Origin of the sequence: Agrobacterium vitis, assembly GCF_037039395.1 — a bacterium.
Lineage (GTDB): Bacteria > Pseudomonadota > Alphaproteobacteria > Rhizobiales > Rhizobiaceae > Allorhizobium > Allorhizobium vitis_E.
Genome location: NZ_CP146245.1, coordinates 1 through 14428, shown reverse-complemented (window position 1 = coordinate 14428; position 14428 = coordinate 1). Strand labels below are relative to the sequence as shown.

19 protein-coding genes and 2 pseudogenes are annotated in these 14428 nt (G+C 61.0%); 11 read left to right on the top strand and 10 right to left on the bottom strand.

Features of this window, described 5'->3' with window-relative positions:
• Positions 1–152: 152 nt before the first annotated feature.
• From traC to V6582_RS26740, 6 genes are all read left to right on the top strand, one after another.
• Entirely contained in the window at positions 153–449 is a 297-nt protein-coding gene (gene traC, locus V6582_RS26765) for a conjugal transfer protein TraC (RefSeq protein WP_060716558.1), read from the top strand.
• Entirely contained in the window at positions 424–669 is a 246-nt protein-coding gene (traD, locus tag V6582_RS26760) for a type IV conjugative transfer system coupling protein TraD (protein WP_114386963.1), read from the top strand. The genes traC and traD overlap by 26 nt, the downstream gene beginning before the upstream one ends.
• A complete protein-coding gene (gene traG, locus V6582_RS26755) occupies positions 656–2626 on the top strand; it encodes a Ti-type conjugative transfer system protein TraG (RefSeq protein WP_070150042.1) in 1971 nt (656 codons plus the stop codon). Before traD ends, traG begins: the two co-directional genes overlap by 14 nt.
• Positions 2623–3075, top strand: a complete 453-nt coding sequence (locus V6582_RS26750; protein ID WP_070150041.1) for a thermonuclease family protein — start codon at positions 2623–2625, stop codon at positions 3073–3075. The genes traG and V6582_RS26750 overlap by 4 nt, the downstream gene beginning before the upstream one ends.
• Positions 3076–3171: 96 nt before the next feature.
• Positions 3172–3438: a WGR domain-containing protein gene (locus V6582_RS26745; RefSeq protein WP_070150040.1), complete on the top strand. Its 267-nt coding sequence runs from the start codon at positions 3172–3174 to the stop codon at positions 3436–3438.
• Between the two features lie 83 nt (positions 3439–3521).
• Positions 3522–3800: an HU family DNA-binding protein gene (locus tag V6582_RS26740; RefSeq protein WP_070150039.1), complete on the top strand. Its 279-nt coding sequence runs from the start codon at positions 3522–3524 to the stop codon at positions 3798–3800.
• A gap of 45 nt (positions 3801–3845) precedes the next feature.
• Here V6582_RS26740 and V6582_RS26735 read toward each other — a convergent pair whose 3' ends face one another.
• Positions 3846–4154, bottom strand: coding sequence for a DUF736 domain-containing protein (locus V6582_RS26735; protein ID WP_156543429.1), 309 nt, complete (start codon positions 4152–4154; stop codon positions 3846–3848).
• On the opposite strand from V6582_RS26735, the gene V6582_RS26730 reads away from it, so the two are divergent.
• The gene (locus V6582_RS26730) at positions 4144–4563 is read left to right on the top strand and encodes a hypothetical protein (RefSeq protein WP_156543428.1); all 420 of its coding nucleotides are present in this window, start codon (positions 4144–4146) and stop codon (positions 4561–4563) included. The two genes, V6582_RS26735 and V6582_RS26730, sit on opposite strands and share 11 nt — an antisense overlap.
• Positions 4564–4797: 234 nt before the next feature.
• Here the strand turns inward: V6582_RS26730 and V6582_RS26725 are convergent, their stop codons facing one another.
• Together V6582_RS26725 and V6582_RS26720 are read right to left on the bottom strand one after the other, a co-directional pair.
• Positions 4798–5358, bottom strand: coding sequence for a pyridoxamine 5'-phosphate oxidase family protein (locus V6582_RS26725; RefSeq protein ID WP_070150046.1), 561 nt, complete (start codon positions 5356–5358; stop codon positions 4798–4800).
• Between the two features lie 416 nt (positions 5359–5774).
• On the bottom strand, positions 5775–6359 hold the full coding sequence (locus V6582_RS26720; protein WP_349508972.1) for a hypothetical protein: 585 nt from the start codon (positions 6357–6359) through the stop codon (positions 5775–5777).
• 20 nt (positions 6360–6379) lie between these two features.
• On the opposite strand from V6582_RS26720, the gene V6582_RS26715 reads away from it, so the two are divergent.
• Complete coding sequence (locus tag V6582_RS26715; RefSeq protein WP_143051701.1) at positions 6380–6682, top strand: hypothetical protein; 303 nt, start codon at positions 6380–6382, stop codon at positions 6680–6682.
• Positions 6683–6991: 309 nt separating this feature from the next.
• On the opposite strand, the gene V6582_RS26710 is transcribed toward V6582_RS26715, so the two are convergent.
• Both V6582_RS26710 and V6582_RS26705 read right to left on the bottom strand, forming a co-directional pair.
• Positions 6992–7642, bottom strand: coding sequence for a DUF7007 domain-containing protein (locus V6582_RS26710; RefSeq protein WP_070150034.1), 651 nt, complete (start codon positions 7640–7642; stop codon positions 6992–6994).
• 82 nt (positions 7643–7724) lie between these two features.
• Positions 7725–9440: a ParB/RepB/Spo0J family partition protein gene (locus V6582_RS26705; protein ID WP_156634935.1), complete on the bottom strand. Its 1716-nt coding sequence runs from the start codon at positions 9438–9440 to the stop codon at positions 7725–7727.
• Between the two features lie 388 nt (positions 9441–9828).
• Here V6582_RS26705 and V6582_RS26700 point away from each other — a divergent pair, with 388 nt between their 5' ends.
• The gene (locus V6582_RS26700) at positions 9829–10200 is read left to right on the top strand and encodes a type II toxin-antitoxin system RelE/ParE family toxin (protein WP_070150050.1); all 372 of its coding nucleotides are present in this window, start codon (positions 9829–9831) and stop codon (positions 10198–10200) included.
• 4 nt (positions 10201–10204) lie between these two features.
• Entirely contained in the window at positions 10205–10582 is a 378-nt protein-coding gene (locus tag V6582_RS26695; RefSeq protein WP_197434538.1) for an XRE family transcriptional regulator, read from the top strand.
• Between the two features lie 203 nt (positions 10583–10785).
• Here the strand turns inward: V6582_RS26695 and V6582_RS26690 are convergent, their stop codons facing one another.
• The 4 genes and pseudogenes from V6582_RS26690 to V6582_RS26675 all read right to left on the bottom strand — a co-directional run bounded on the left by V6582_RS26690 (position 10786) and on the right by V6582_RS26675 (position 13860).
• Positions 10786–11037, bottom strand: a complete 252-nt coding sequence (locus V6582_RS26690) for a hypothetical protein (RefSeq protein WP_156634942.1) — start codon at positions 11035–11037, stop codon at positions 10786–10788.
• Positions 11036–12127, bottom strand: a pseudogene (locus tag V6582_RS26685) (N-6 DNA methylase); the annotation flags it as partial. The pseudogene V6582_RS26685 and the gene V6582_RS26690, both read right to left, overlap by 2 nt.
• Positions 12128–12225: 98 nt before the next feature.
• Positions 12226–12831: a DUF1419 domain-containing protein gene (locus tag V6582_RS26680; protein ID WP_156543424.1), complete on the bottom strand. Its 606-nt coding sequence runs from the start codon at positions 12829–12831 to the stop codon at positions 12226–12228.
• A 130-nt stretch (positions 12832–12961) separates the two neighbouring features.
• Positions 12962–13860 (bottom strand): annotated as a pseudogene (locus tag V6582_RS26675) (DUF3991 and toprim domain-containing protein).
• Between V6582_RS26675 and V6582_RS26670 the strand changes: the two are divergent.
• Entirely contained in the window at positions 13750–14112 is a 363-nt protein-coding gene (locus V6582_RS26670; RefSeq protein WP_349508982.1) for a hypothetical protein, read from the top strand. The pseudogene V6582_RS26675 and the gene V6582_RS26670 overlap by 111 nt on opposite strands.
• Here V6582_RS26670 and V6582_RS26665 read toward each other — a convergent pair.
• Entirely contained in the window at positions 14072–14251 is a 180-nt protein-coding gene (locus V6582_RS26665; protein ID WP_156587883.1) for a hypothetical protein, read from the bottom strand. The genes V6582_RS26670 and V6582_RS26665 overlap by 41 nt on opposite strands.
• Between the last annotated feature and the right edge of the window lie 177 nt (positions 14252–14428).

The following is a 14428-nucleotide window of genomic DNA, read 5'->3' as shown; positions in this document are numbered from 1 at the left end:
GCGCCCTTGGATCCGCTCCTTCGGAACGGCGGGATCATCCTCCAAAGTGTCGGCTTTGCCGACGTGCAGATCTGCACATTCCTTCGGACGTGCTTTTGGGGAAATCTTGCAACGGAACAGACGCCCAAGATTTCCAGGGAGATGCGACCGGAATGAAGAAACCATCATCGAAGATCAGGGAAGAAATCGCCAGATTGCAGGACCAGCTGAAACAGGCCGAAACACGCGAGGCCGAGCGCATCGGGCGGATTGCGCTAAAAGCTGGGCTTGGGGAAATCGACATCGAGGAGGCCGAGCTTCAGTCAGCCTTCGAGGAAGTCGCCAAACGGTTTCGTGGCGGCAAGGGCTCGGCGACCGGAAAGAGACAAGCCGGAGAGAGCCGGACCGGTACCGAGCCGTCCGCGGCGCTCGCGTCTGGCGCGGATGAAGGCGGGTCTGGCGAGGCTTGAACGGATGGCAAAGTCGATGACGTCAGAAGCACGCAAGAAGGACTCCCGCGAAAAAATCGAGCTCGGCGGGCTGATCGTCAAGGCAGGACTGCGTTACGAAAAGCGGGCGCTGCTGCTCGGGCTGTTGGTCGACGGCGGCCGCCGGTTCAAGGGCGACGAAGAAGAGCGGTCACGCTTGACCGCCATCGGCGCGGAGGCCTTTGGTCGTGACGGTGAATAGAATTCTCCTCGCCGTCATCCCGGCCACAATCATGATCGCCGCGATGATGCTCATGCCGGGGATCGAGCGATGGCTGGCGGCGTTCGGAAGGACAGCGCAGACAAAGCTGATGCTCGGGCGGATCGGTCTCGCCCTGCCCTACATCACAGCGGCTGCGATCGGCACGATCTTCCTGTTCGCGGCCAATGGCGCTGCGAACATCAGGGCGGCCGGGTGGGGCGTTGTCAGCGGCAGCGTGGCGGCGATCTTCATCGCGGCGATCCGCGAGGCGGTCCGGCTTGCCAGCATCGCCGGCAACGTTCCGGGCGGACAGTCGGTATTCGCCTACGCGGACCCGGCGACGATGCTTGGCGCGTCCGTCACATTCCTTGCCGGCGTCTTCGCGCTGCGCGTCGGTCTTCGCGGCAATGCGGCTTTTGCCAGTTCGGCGCCGCGCCGTATCCGCGGCAAACGCGCCGTGCATGGCGAGGCCGACTGGATGAAGGTGCAGGAGGCGGCAAAACTTTTCCCCGATCCCGGCGGCATCGTCGTCGGCGAACGGTACCGCGTCGATCGCGACAGCGTTGCGGCTGTGTCGTTCCGCGCCGACGATCCGTCGACCTGGGGCGCGGGAGGCAAGAGCCCGCTCCTATGCTTCGACGGCTCCTTTGGCTCCTCGCATGGCATCGTCTTCGCCGGATCCGGCGGTTTCAAGACGACGTCGGTCACGGTCCCGACCGCGCTCAAGTGGGGTGGCAGTCTCGTTGTCCTCGACCCGTCGAGCGAGGTCGCACCGATGGTATCGGAGCATCGCCGCAAGGCTGGCCGGAAGGTGATCATTCTCGATCCCTCGACGTCAGGCGTGGGCTTCAATGCGCTCGACTGGATCGGGCGACATGGCAGCACGAAAGAAGAGGACATCGTCGCCGTCGCAACGTGGATCATGACCGACAATCCCCGCTCGGCCTCTGCGCGCGACGACTTCTTTCGGGCGTCGGCCATGCAGCTTCTGACGGCTCTGATTGCCGACGTCTGGCTGTCCGGTCACACGGACGAGCAAGACCAGACGCTGCGCCGTGTGAGAGTCAATCTTTCCGAGCCGGAACCGAAGCTGCGGGCGCGTCTGACCAAGATCTACGAGCAGTCGGAATCGGACTTCGTGAAGGAGAATGTTTCGGTCTTCGTCAACATGACGCCTGAGACCTTTTCCGGGGTCTACGCCAATGCGGTGAAAGAAACCCACTGGCTATCTTATCCGAACTACGCCGCGCTCGTCTCAGGCGACAGTTTTTCGACCGACGATCTCGCCGATGGCGGAACCGACATCTTCATAGCGCTAGATCTGAAGGTACTGGAAGCCCACCCCGGACTGGCGCGTGTGGTTATCGGATCGCTGCTCAATGCCATCTACAATCGAAATGGCGATGTGGAAGGTCGCGCGCTCTTCCTGCTCGACGAAGTCGCCAGGCTTGGCTATCTACGCATCTTAGAGACCGCGCGCGACGCCGGGCGCAAATACGGCATCACGCTGACGATGATCTTCCAGTCCATCGGCCAGATGCGCGAGGCCTATGGCGGGCGGGACGCGACGAGCAAGTGGTTCGAATCCGCGTCGTGGATCTCGTTTGCCGCGATCAACGACCCTGATACTGCCGACTACATCTCGAAACGCTGCGGCGATACGACGGTCGAGGTCGACCAGACAAACCGCTCTTCAGGAATGAAGGGATCGTCGCACTCACGCTCCCGGCAGCTCAGCCGCCGGCCGCTGATCCTGCCGCATGAGGTGCTGCGCATGCGCGCCGACGAGCAGATCGTGTTCACATCGGGCAATCCGCCGCTCAGATGCGGACGGGCCATCTGGTTCCGACGCAAGGATATGAGCGCGTCCGTCGGGGAAAACCGGTTTCACAAGCAAGCCACAGACGCGGTGAACAGCTATAAGGCCGCTCCGAAGACAGACACAGAGTCGACATGACATCGAGACTTTTTACGGCAATTGCCAGCCTATCCCCCTTTGCCATTGGCGTCCTCGCATCTGTTGCCTCAGCCCAGCCTTCAAGCAGTGCACGCAGCCCGAGCCAAGCCTTCTCTATCTGCGGAAGCGGACAACGGATCACCTGCGTGGTGGATGGTGATACGTTCTGGTTTCGAGGTGAGAAGATCAGGATCGCCGACATCGACACGCCGGAGCTTAGCCCGCCGCGATGTGAGCGCGAACGCGAGCGAGGGCTTGCGGCGAAACAGCGTCTGCTTGACATCCTAAATTCGGGTCCAATCTCGCTCCAGACGACCGCCAGGGATGAAGATCGCTTCGGTCGCAAGCTCAGGATCGTCTACCGGGATCGGCGCTCGGTCGGTGATATTCTCGTCGCCGAAGGCTTGGCTCGGAAGTGGCAAGGATCGCGTCGGAGTTGGTGCGAATGAAACGGACGACGACGGATCAACGCTGTGAATCGATAATGCCCATCCGATTCAAAACTGTCATTGGACGGACGAATCCGAACGCGCGATTCTTCTGTTATGATCACCCAGCCCTACCACCTCTATGTCGAGCGTATCGCGCCGGAAAAAAACATGGCGCGGTTCTACACCCTTGCTGTTCAGCCGACATTGTTCGGCGAAGTGTCGCTTGTACGCGCCTGGGGGCGGATTGGAACGCGCGGACAGCAGATGGTGCATCTGTTTGACAACGAGAGCCAGGCCATCAACCTGTTCCTCGACGTGCTTCGCGAGAAGCGCAAACGGGGTTATCAGCCAAAACGACCTGTGGACATCCCACGGATCTGATCCTCGTCTCCATCGTCGCCGATGACAATTCGGTCATAAGCTGACACGGATTTTATCTTTGACAACAAGATGCAAGGAATTCCATGACCACCACCAATGAAATCGCCGACAAGATTGCAGCCGACAACAGCCTGACCAAGGTCCAGGCCAAGGGCATCGTCGAAGCCGTGTTCCAGGCGATCGCCGATGCAGCAGGCTCCGATGCTGAAACCTCGATCCCCGGTTTCGGGAAGTTTAAGGTGAAGGCATCGCCTGAGCGCGAGGGTCGCAATCCCGCGACCGGAGAAAAGATGACTGTGGCCGCTTCGAAGAAGCTGACCTTTGCGCCTGCCAAGGCACTCAAGGATGCACTGAACAAGTGATCCCTGACGTGGAGAGCCCCGCCTTGGCGGGCGGGGTATCCAGTCTCAGTCCCGGTTCGACCGGGACCAGATGAGGGAGAGGCCTTCCTCGCCTTCGACCTCGATCAGCGTTGCGTAGATCGGGGCCGGAAAGCTCGGATCGTCGAGCTTGACCGAGAGGTAGTCGCGGCCTTCGTTCGAGGTCTTCTTCCAGCCTGCCCCGAGTTCCGTGGCTCCCGCGAGGATGCGGTAGTCCGGGCCCTTTTCGGAAGTGCGCTCGACGGCGCGGATGGTTGCCTTGACGTTGAGGTTGAGGGTCTTGATGGTGCCCGAGAAGCCGTTTGCTGAAGCGGTGAAAGAGCCGATGGTTGCCATTGTCGTATTCCTTTCGGTTGTTCGGGCCGCTTCCATCGCGGCCTCGATGGCAGTCGATAGGACCGGGGACGATCGGCCTGCACCTGAAAGGCCGAAACGCAGTGGAGGACGGCCAGGGAGAGGCTTTCTTGATGGTCATCGCGAGGAATGGGCGCTTCAGCGCACAGGGGAAGAAAACGAGCCGGCCGTTGCGGATGCCGATCGAGCCGAGCAGCGCGAGGTGGTCTTTGGTCAGACATGCCCCATCGAGACCGCAGTGGACGTGCCAGTGGACCGGATCAAGGATTACGGCAAATGGCATCATTCTGGTGATGACCAATGGGAACGGGTGCATAGCGCCAACAGCCCGGATCGAATGGTCGGAGCCAACGACTGCATGTGGGAGGCTGCCGCGAATGGAGCATTGTAGCCCCTCGCTTAGCGGGTCGCGGCGCCAGGCCTTGATGATCAACATTACTGGGAACCGCTCTACCTTCTCGTCGGCAGATCCATCGGGTTCTCAGCGTCGTTCAAGCGGCCACGTGTCGTGTCGGCGCTGACACCCAGCGGGCAACCTACGCCGGCCACGGACGCGGCGGTTACCGCCTCCAAAGTTGATTTACTGTCCATAAGCTGGGTTTTGGCGCGAGAGCCAGTGGTTCCGCTAGCCGGGCGTTTCGAAAAGGCCGGTCGGAAAGCCGTCTAGGCTGACCTGGTTCTTTTCCCGCCAGTAGTCGTCGATCCCGTCGATGCCCTTGGCCTTGGCCCAGGCGTCCATCTGCGGGCGCTCTTCCTGGTATTCGAACAACGGCACGCCGTAGCCGCAGGATGTCTGAACCAGATCGAAGTCGAGCCTTATCATCTGCCGCGCGCCGAGCGGCGCGTTGCCGTCGAACCGCTCGTCCAGCAGGCTGGCAAACTCGTCACTGTCGCGATGGATGACGCGCCCCTTGCCGAACAGCCGCATGATTAGCGGCGGCCCGGAAACCGCACAGAACATGATGGTGAGGCGGTCGTTTATCCCCAGATGGGCAGCGGTCTCGTTGCCGCTGCCGGTGCGGTCGAGATACATCGCGGCGTTGTCGCCAAGGATACGAAACATGTCCGTGCTGCGCGGAGACATGTTGACATGACCGGTCGGCGCTGCCGATGCGGTGAAGAACATGTGCTGTGCCACGATGAAGCGATGGTGTTGCGGTTCGAGAGTCGGGAAGAATTTGGCCATGCCCGAGAATATGGCTGGCTTCATTCGCTGCCAAGACTGGAATTGCGAAAAGTTGATGACACGGGCGGCCTTGCTTTCAAGTGAACCCTGCATTTTGACAGTGTTAACTGACACACGTCACCTGAGGAGCGCCAGCACTTTGAAAGGCGCCTGAACAGTCACCTGATTGCCCAACGCATAGCTGCACTGCACAAAAATTAGGTGCAGCGTGTTGAAAATTCATGCATACAGACTTCAGCTGATGCACATGGCGGTTTCCTCCCAGTTCCGCCGCAGTAGCTGTTCCCCTCTGGAGGTCCATGACCTTCACACTTATGGGCCGCGGTTTTCCGTCGGCCCTTTTTTCTTTTTCCGAACCAGGTTGTAGGGACGGAACCAGACGCTGGTGAAACGCGGGGCCGAAGCCCCGCATCCGGCTATTCGAAGGCTGCCATCTGTGCCGTTGCGGCCTTTTGATCGACGGAGTTGGCGGGCTGCTCGACCGTGCGCTCGTAAGGCTTCCAGGTTTCGCCGGTGACATCCTCGTAGGCCGAGATGGCGCCTTCGGCTGCCATGCGGAGCACGTGGGCCTGCAGGCCCATGTCGGCTGCGAACTCGCGCTTGCGCTGGGCGCGGCTGTCGAAGCCTACTGGGCCGTCCAGGTCCTCGTCTCTGGTATCATTGGACAGTTTCGTGGTGAGATCGCGAGCTTCTGTGACCGCGCGGCTGTAGAATTGCCCGGCGCCGTAGGCGGAGCCGACAAACGATCCGACGATGCGCTGCATGTGGATCTGCATGGCCTTTTCGGCGAGGCCATCCTTCAGGGCATCGGCGCTTTTGATCAACTGGCCGCGGTGGAGGTCGCGGATCCCGTCGCTGTCGATGAGGGCAAGGCCGAAGCTCTCGGAGATGCGCAGTGCCTGGGCTGTATCGGGGCAGGCGTGCCTGACCATTTCGAGTGTGGTGGCGCGTTGGGATTTTGCCAGACGGTTTTTCTGGGTGGGGCGGTTGAGCGGTGCCATGATCGGATCCTTTATGAGCGATGTTTCAGCGAAGCCCGGGGTGCCGGTTGTCTTCCGGCTCAGCCCCTCGGGTGCGGGCAAAAGGACATGGGCACCAGCGGCCCGGCCCAAGGTCAGGCCATTGCCAGGAGGAGCGGGGAAGGTTTGCGGATGGTGCTGCCCGCCTCAGGCGGGCTGCAACAGACGCGGGCCTGCCCTGCGACGAGGCGATGATCCTGCCGCAACGCGGCGCGAAAGCGGCCTTTGACCGGGGCGCGCCCATGTCAGACCGCAGCAAAACCGAGGTGCTGTGCCGGCCGACGATCTGGTTCACGACAGCATGATGCAATCGCCATGGCGATCCCACCTTGGCAACGCCGCGTCACCCACAAGGGGCACTGACAAATCTCGGCCCCAAGCACACGCCATTGCAAGCCGGTTGCCCCGTGCCATGTCTTCCGCGCTTCGATCAACGCTTTATCGCACCCTCACTGTGGCCGGGCTTTCCTCTCATTTCCACCGCGCCTTCGTTTGTCGTGTCAGCTCAGCCCGCCGGAAGCGATAATCCCGCTGCCGTGCCCAGATCCTGCGATAGAGCCCGGTAAAGTCGATCACCTGATTTCGAGGTGTGTCGCTGTCTGTGAATGCGACAGTCATTGCCTCGTCGCCCAGGTCACGAAGCTGGACGGACCATCATAGGACTGGTGCTTCACTGGATCGATGACGAAGCCATGCCGGCCGATCGTGTAGTCGGAGCGCGGAACCAGAAACCGCCGTTCGCCGGTCTCGCCCCGGATCCCACCCAGCGTCGCGACGCACTCGACAAAGCCAGGCTGGTGATCGCAATTGAGGGCCGCGATGACGACCCAGTCGTTGCGGTGGAGACTCTCGAATTCCTGCCTGTCCCGCATGCGAGATTGACCGCCGTTCAGTATTGCTCCCGTGACGCGCTCGTAGGCATGAGGGAAATAGTCGCGAAGCGTGCGATCGGCCAAGCGCCGCTCATAGGCAGTGAACAGTTGCGGGAAGGCATGGGCGACCTTTGCCCATTCACAATCCTCCTCGTAGAATCCGTCGTCATTGCGATAGAGGGGATGGACGACGGCGTTGGCATTCTCGGCGAGATGGAAACCACCGTGACTGGCGGTCGAATGCAGAACGATATCGTCGGCATATTGCCGCGAGACCTGTGCCATGCCCCAAGGTGTCGATGCTCCTGCTTGTATTGTTGGCCGTTCCAATGCCCTTATTTCGGCTTCATGCACCGCTTTTTCCGCGGCCATGTCATCATGGATCTCTGCCATGACAAACTCCTTCTGATTGCTGGAAACAAAAACGCCGCCGGCATCAGCCAGCGGCGTCGGGTTCAGACTCGTTCGACCGATGCTATTCGGCGGCCTCGCGGAAACCCTCGTCGGCCTCTTCCTCGGCGACGGAATGGTCTACGAGGTCACCACCGGAAGGCTGCTCTGCGAGTGTATCGGGGTCGTCGTGGGCATCCTCCAGTCCGCTGTCAGCCCTGATGTAGCGTCCAACCCATGACCGCAGGTCCACAGTGGAAGGCGCGAGCAGCGCTGCTGGATGCACCAGCCGTCCGTCGGCAAAATGCTCGACCAATGCCCCACGGGTATCCTTCACCTTGATCCGACCGGGCACCCCCGCCGTTTCCGCGACGGCCTCAAGTGCTGCGCGTGACAGGCATGAGAGGAAGTCTTCGGTCGCCATGTTGGGCAGGAATTGATCGGCGCCGATCGCATCCCCGGCAATACGGGCCATCAGGCCGCTGTCGGAGCGATTGCGCCGCAGAGACAGGACTTCGATCAGCACTGAGCGCGCAGCTTGCAACAGTGTCTCGCGATCGAAGGACAGCTTGCCGTTCTCGCCGATCAACCGGGCAGCATGCGGCCCGCATTTCGCATGACCATAGGGATTGTCCGATGCACCGCTGGCGATGCTGACATTCGTACCGGTGAAGGCTAGAATGAGCAGAGCCATCAGCGTGTCGTCTTCGATCGGCGCACGGGCGAGTGCCTCGTGCAGAGCATCGGTTCGCAGATCACCGATCATGTCGAGACCCTTCTGGGTCACATCGGGCCGCTCTTTCGGTGCCTCGACCTCCTCTACGAGGGTTTCGACACCCTCGGCATCCTTGACCAGCCGGGCCTTCTTCACTTCGGGTATTCGGTAGGCAACCGACTGCACCGAGCCGTCGCGCGCGTTGATGTACCAGCCGGTCAGATCGCCCTTGCCCGGCTTGCCATAGACCTGTTGCGCCTTGGCCGGGAGCTTGGCCTGGCCGTATTCATTGGCCTCGATGACCGAACCACGCTTGGGCAGATTGTTGGCCAGCCATTCCTGCTGCGCTCCGAGAAACGCCTCGACGTCGGTGGTATAGCGGCTATCCTCGTCAGCGGGGGCAAACAGGTCCTCGACCCAGGTGATGCCGTAAGCCTGCGCTAGATCCTCGCCGAAGCTCGCATGTTTGGCCAGCATCCGGGTCGTGGTCAGCGCGCGGGCGACCTCCCACCAAGAGACTTGCGGATCCTGTTTCTTTGGCTTGTACTTTTTCCAGACCTCGGCCTGCTCGTCCTGACCGGCAGCCGCAATTGTGCGCAGCTGCTGCTCGTTCGGCATATCGCCACGCGCCATCTGGTCGAGCATCGAGGGCAGGATATTGGCCAGAAGCCTGAGTTTGCGGATCTGCCGACTGGGGAGCGCCAGCGCCATGGCGATCGACTCTTCGGTCCATCCCAGGGCCACCAGCCGCTCAATGGCTCGCCACTGGTCGACCGGGTTCAACGGTTCACGGGCGATGTTTTCCGCAAAGGACTGCATGGCGCCGAGATCGTCGGAGGGATCGGTTAGCAGCAGCGGGATTTCCATGAGATCCGCGGCAATCGCTTGGGCGGCGCGGCGGTGTCCGAAGACGATGATGTAGCTGTTGCCGCCTTCCGGATCGAGTTTGACAATCGGCGGCTGGACGACACCGATGGCCCTGATCGATGCGCACAACAGCGCGTCGGACTGGGGCGAAGATTTCGACTGACGGGACCGGTCGGGATTGTCTTTCAGGCTGCGGGGATCGGCTGTAATCAACTGCATGTGAATGACCTCTTAAGCTTCGGGCGGACGGACTGTCCTTGCCTCCTCATCTTCATTTCGAAGACACCTCCCGAACCGCAGGATGGGCCGGCGGCTGCAATTGCGCCGGAGCAGATCTGGCTTGCGGGAGAGCGAGGCACACCTGCCTTGCGAGACAAGCTGGCCCGGTCTCGGCGACCGGCGCGATTGAGGGAACCGGCAGCCGTTGGACCGGCCTTGCGAACCGGTTTCCTATCCCCTTCTTTCCCCTCTCCGTTTTACCCTCGTGTTAAATCTGCCCGATCCCGATTGGCCATTCGCACCAGGCGTTGTAGGATGTTGAGCTTGGATGCCGAACAGAATCACTCCAAAATATAACCTTGACAGCATATAACTCTGAGATCATATTATGACGAAGGAATGGGCAGTTCTGCTCCACGACGAGTTCGACCCGGAGTTTTCAGCCCTGCCGGAAGAGGTACAGGACGAAATCTTCGCGGCCTTGCCGCTCCTGAAAGCTTACGGTCCACAACTTGGTCGTCCCTACGCCGATACGCTCAAGGGATCGGCACACGCGAATATGAAGGAATTGCGGTTCAAGGCTGCAGACGGCGTCTGGCGACTGGCTTATGCGTTCGATCCCGAGCGCCGGGCAATCCTCCTGGTGGCAGGCGACAAATCGGGCGGCAGTCAGACGCGGTTCTACAAAGTGCTGATCGCAAAAGCCGATCAGCGATTGACACAGCATCTCGACGCAATGAAGGAGAAAAAGAATGGCTAGATCATTGGATGACGTCCTTCAGGGCCTTCCTGCGGAACGTCGCGAACGGCTCGAACAGCTGGGCAACGAGCGGCTCGAGGAATACCGGACACTGCAGGATCTGCGCAAGGCGCGCGACCTCACCCAGGTCCGGATGGCCGAAACGCTCGGTGTAAAACAGGAAAATATTTCGCGCCTGGAGAAGCGGAGCGATCTGCTTCTGTCCACGTTGCGCAGTTATGTCGGGGCCATGGGCGGCACCCTGGAGCTTGTCGCCCGTTTTCCGGACCGGCATCCGGTCGTCCTCTCTTCCTTGTTCGATGATGATGCCGGGCCCGTCACAAAAGAAAACCCGGCAAGATCTCGTGCCAAAAAAGCACCGCTCCGCAGCCTGACAGGCTGATAAAGAATTTGGGTCCGATGGCAAAACGTGCTCGCGTACTTGAAAACGAAAGGGCACTCGACCCTTTCGGGGAGCGCCCTTCCAACCCGGACAGCTACGCACGCGCGGCAATCGCCACTGTGAGGCAAACCATCAAAACGGGTGATGACCGGTAGATGTGTATGGTCCGACCCCGTTTCAAGTGACGGTGAATATACCGCAGTTTACGCGGCTTCCTGGCTATCCTCCTCTGGTTCATCGGCGGTTGCCGCCAGATCCCTCTCGATCTCGTCCAATTGGCTCAGCTTGAGTTCAAGCTCGGCTTGGAATGAGAAGCTTTCCCCCAGACGCGGTGTGTAGGAGGCGAGGCGACGTTTCGCATCGGCGAGCCGATTGCGATAGTTCTCGCGCTCATGTTCAAACCCGCCGAGAGCATGTTCGAGCCGGAAGATCGCGCCAATCGGCGTCGTGGTCATCCGCGAGATCGAGCCAGCTGTCGTCTCCAGCCGGCTCGTCAGCATGACGCTTCCGGAAGAAGAGGATATCGACAACGACATCCGTGCCAGCGTCAGCGCGGAAACTGCCTTCGGGCAGGCGGATTGCTCCAACAAGATCGGCCATGCCGGCGATGTGGTCGCGGGCTCGGGCATCGGCCTTGTCCATGGTGCCGGACGACGTGACAAAGGCGGCAAACCCGCCGGGCTTCAGCCGGTCGATGGACTTGGCGATGAAATAGTCATGCAGCCGGAAGCCGAGATTGCGGAAAGCCGGATCGCTCTTCACCGCTCGATCCGAGAAGGGGGGATTGCCGATCGCGAGATCGAAATGAGCGGGCAGGTTCGAGCGCGAGAAATCACCTGTGATGATTTTCGCGCGTGGCTGGAGCAGCCGGACGATACGGGCGGTGACGGGATCAAGCTCGATACCGGTGACATGGCTCACCTTGGAGAGAGCATCCGGCATCAGCGCCGGAAACATCCCCGTGCCGATACCCGGCTCCAGGATGCGTCCACCCATGAAGCCGATACGGATCAAGCCCGACCAGATGGCACGAACGATAAATTCCGGCGTGAAATGGGCATATTGGGTGCAGCGCGCCAGCGACGCGTAATCATCTGGCGCAACAGCACTTTCGAGATTGCTGCCGAGCTCCTCCCAGCCTTTGCGAAACGCCTCGTCGCCCGGACGCCGGAATATGCCGTTGGCCAGATCAGAGGCGCCGAAGCCGGTGAACTTGATCAACCTGGCCTGCTGGTCAGGTCGGGCAGGCAGGCCGTGACGTTCGATCTCGTTCGCCAGCAGGATGGCGGCGATATTGTCACGCGCACGGTCGCGCCAAGATTTTGCGAGACCGCGAGAACCCTCCAGCCGAAAATCGACCTTCTCCCGTATCTGCGGCGTGGGCTTCGGTTCTTTGCGGACCGGAGCGGCTGGTGCCGGCGTCAAGGGCCGGGGGTCGATATCGGTCGCGAAGTCTGCTGCGAAACCCGTCAAGCCGAGATCGAAACCGGATGCGAGAGCTGTATTGCCGAATAGGTCGACAGCGAAAGGATCGTCATGCGCCATTGGTAAACTCCTGTGAGTGGGCGCGCCGAGGCACACTCGCGGGAAGAAGCGGTGTTGCCAGGCTGCGGATGGTGGAGGTTTGGACGTGAAGACTGCCGTCAGGCAGCTATGGTTTCCGGCAGAAGACGGAATTGCACCGGCAGTTTGGCGGCGATCTCCTCGTCGGTCAGATCGGCAAGAAGCTTCCAGATTTTGCCCTGGGCAGAGGGATAAACGAGCACGATCTGGCGATTGCGCAGATCGGCTGGAAAGCGAGCGTCGGCATAACCACGGAAATCCGGACCGGTCGCGCTCCAGATATGATCGAGCTTTTCCTGTCGGTTCATGGCACGCACCGGACGGGATTCGCGGGTGATGATCTCGGCACACATGCGGTCGGGTGACTGGCGATCGCCCAGGTCGCAATAGCCGTGAAACCATCGGGATCGATCATCGATCGTCAGTGCAAAAAACACGCTGGTGACGCTGGCGGCCAGAAACTCCCGCATGGCGAACATGTCACTGCGGTAAAACAGCGGAGGGAGGATCTCGAACATGCGGTCGTGGTCGGCTTCGGATATCTCGAACCACTCACCGACATAACGCGTGCCGGAAATACGGTCATCGTTGAATGGTGACTGGCTGTGGCGGTTGAACAGGGCGTACATCTCATGGCGGCTGGCCACGCCTTCGAACACCTTACGGATGGTGGGAGGATTGAACATCTGCGGCTCCTTCGGGGTTGCGACTGAAGCGAAGCCTGATCGACCTCTCTGTTCAGTCCTTTGATCACCCCTCCTCAGCCGGCGCCTCGCGAGCAGCGGGTCAAGGGCCGCCGTAAGGCGGGCGGCAGCTTCACCCTTGATGCGCTGTCCGCGTATGCGGCAGCTCTCCTCTCTCCCTTCTCTCCTTCAATTCCTCATTCCAATCCTCCGATTCCGGCCTCAGCCGCGAGAAGTCACACCCGGCGCATTCCGCCATCTGGCGCAGACGATCGGCAAAGACCTCACCCTGAACATTGTTTTCGGTCGCCGCCACCAGCCATGCGCCTTCCCCGGAAGCCAGGTTTTCCAACGCGAGCGCGGTTAGCGGCGACCACCCGCCGCCGGTGCTGACATAGAGCGTGTCGGATCGTGTCTGCTCGATCGCGGCCAGGCTGAGCGCATCGATCGCCGCCTCCGTCACACAGATCCGACGGGCATCCACCTTTCCAAACCGGAAGAGCGCCTTGGCGCCGCCGGTGGAAAACCCGCGCCAGTCCGGACCGCGCTCCTCCCAGCCGATGACGGCGCCAGCCTCATCGACATGTTTCGCCCACATCGAGCCATATGGGCCTTCTCGAAGAACGTCCGCCTCGATCGCCGCGGAGATGACTTGCCATGGCAGCGCCGGCATCGCTGGAGGTAAGTCCACGTCGCCGATCCGCGCCACGGCCGTTTTCGGTGGTTCCAGCGGTCAGCGACCGCAGCCCCTGTTTGGGTTTGACGGAGAGGCTTGTCCCAGGTCGGTGCGGTGGGCTGAAACGCGACGAGATCGCTGACCACCGCCAAGGCCTCGGCAAAGCCGATCCCATGGAGATAGCTTGCGAGCGCGAAAACGTCGCCCTTGGCGTCTGAACGTGCATCGAACCAGCCCCTGTCATCATGGATGACGATGACGATGTCATCGTCGCGCCGGAATTTTACCGCCCGGCGCGTGCTCTCTTTCGTGTCTATCGCGAAGTCTTCATGCTCGAGGACGGCTGCGCAGCCCACCAGGGCGCGCAGCTGCTCGATCTCATTTTTTTCCATTTCACTTCCTTTAGCCTTCCTGACTTTTCGGACTGGCAGCGCCCAGGCCGCGAAGATGGAAGCGCGCAAGGGCGCGGTTCGCAATGTGCAGATCTGCTGGGAAAGCTCGCGGCGAAGCCTCCCTTGCGCGCGCATCAGCGCAAGCGGCACGCCTTCCCCCGAAGGGGTGATCGGCTCAATGAGCCGATCCGTAAGCAAATGGATCGTATTCGTTGATGATGGCGTCTTCGTCGCCGTCATACTCGGCGGAAATCATGACGCCGATCTCGCCATCCACCTCGAAGAGGATGACCGGGACCATCAGGGTCCGGGCAAGATCGAATGCGTGGTTTTGTGCGAGGCTGAGATCCGACATGTGAGGCTCCATCCGTTGGCGGGGCCGATCCCCGCTCGATGGCGCCCGTTCGATCCGGGCCCGGCCGCGGTCACCGCGCAGGCGTAGCCGGAGAGGTCGCAGTAGCTGCGAACCCCGTGCGGGTTTACCGTCCAAGGACGGGACTGGATTAGGGATGCCAGACAAGAGAGCTGGGTT

What these genes read in the sequence shown, in the direction of transcription:
- traC (WP_060716558.1), top strand. Translation starts at nt 153, where the DNA reads ATGAAGAAACCATCATCGAAGATCAGGGAAGAAATCGCCAGATTGCAG.
- traD (WP_114386963.1), top strand. Translation starts at nt 424, where the DNA reads ATGAAGGCGGGTCTGGCGAGGCTTGAACGGATGGCAAAGTCGATGACG.
- V6582_RS26750 (WP_070150041.1), top strand. Translation starts at nt 2,623, where the DNA reads ATGACATCGAGACTTTTTACGGCAATTGCCAGCCTATCCCCCTTTGCC.
- V6582_RS26745 (WP_070150040.1), top strand. Translation starts at nt 3,172, where the DNA reads ATGATCACCCAGCCCTACCACCTCTATGTCGAGCGTATCGCGCCGGAA.
- V6582_RS26740 (WP_070150039.1), top strand. Translation starts at nt 3,522, where the DNA reads ATGACCACCACCAATGAAATCGCCGACAAGATTGCAGCCGACAACAGC.
- V6582_RS26730 (WP_156543428.1), top strand. Translation starts at nt 4,144, where the DNA reads ATGGTTGCCATTGTCGTATTCCTTTCGGTTGTTCGGGCCGCTTCCATC.
- V6582_RS26735 (WP_156543429.1), bottom strand. Translation starts at nt 4,154, where the DNA reads ATGGCAACCATCGGCTCTTTCACCGCTTCAGCAAACGGCTTCTCGGGC.
- V6582_RS26725 (WP_070150046.1), bottom strand. Translation starts at nt 5,358, where the DNA reads ATGGCCAAATTCTTCCCGACTCTCGAACCGCAACACCATCGCTTCATC.
- V6582_RS26720 (WP_349508972.1), bottom strand. Translation starts at nt 6,359, where the DNA reads ATGGCACCGCTCAACCGCCCCACCCAGAAAAACCGTCTGGCAAAATCC.
- V6582_RS26715 (WP_143051701.1), top strand. Translation starts at nt 6,380, where the DNA reads ATGTTTCAGCGAAGCCCGGGGTGCCGGTTGTCTTCCGGCTCAGCCCCT.
- V6582_RS26710 (WP_070150034.1), bottom strand. Translation starts at nt 7,642, where the DNA reads ATGGCAGAGATCCATGATGACATGGCCGCGGAAAAAGCGGTGCATGAA.
- V6582_RS26705 (WP_156634935.1), bottom strand. Translation starts at nt 9,440, where the DNA reads ATGCAGTTGATTACAGCCGATCCCCGCAGCCTGAAAGACAATCCCGAC.
- V6582_RS26700 (WP_070150050.1), top strand. Translation starts at nt 9,829, where the DNA reads ATGACGAAGGAATGGGCAGTTCTGCTCCACGACGAGTTCGACCCGGAG.
- V6582_RS26690 (WP_156634942.1), bottom strand. Translation starts at nt 11,037, where the DNA reads ATGACCACGACGCCGATTGGCGCGATCTTCCGGCTCGAACATGCTCTC.
- V6582_RS26680 (WP_156543424.1), bottom strand. Translation starts at nt 12,831, where the DNA reads ATGTTCAATCCTCCCACCATCCGTAAGGTGTTCGAAGGCGTGGCCAGC.
- V6582_RS26670 (WP_349508982.1), top strand. Translation starts at nt 13,750, where the DNA reads ATGGATGACGATGACGATGTCATCGTCGCGCCGGAATTTTACCGCCCG.
- V6582_RS26665 (WP_156587883.1), bottom strand. Translation starts at nt 14,251, where the DNA reads ATGTCGGATCTCAGCCTCGCACAAAACCACGCATTCGATCTTGCCCGG.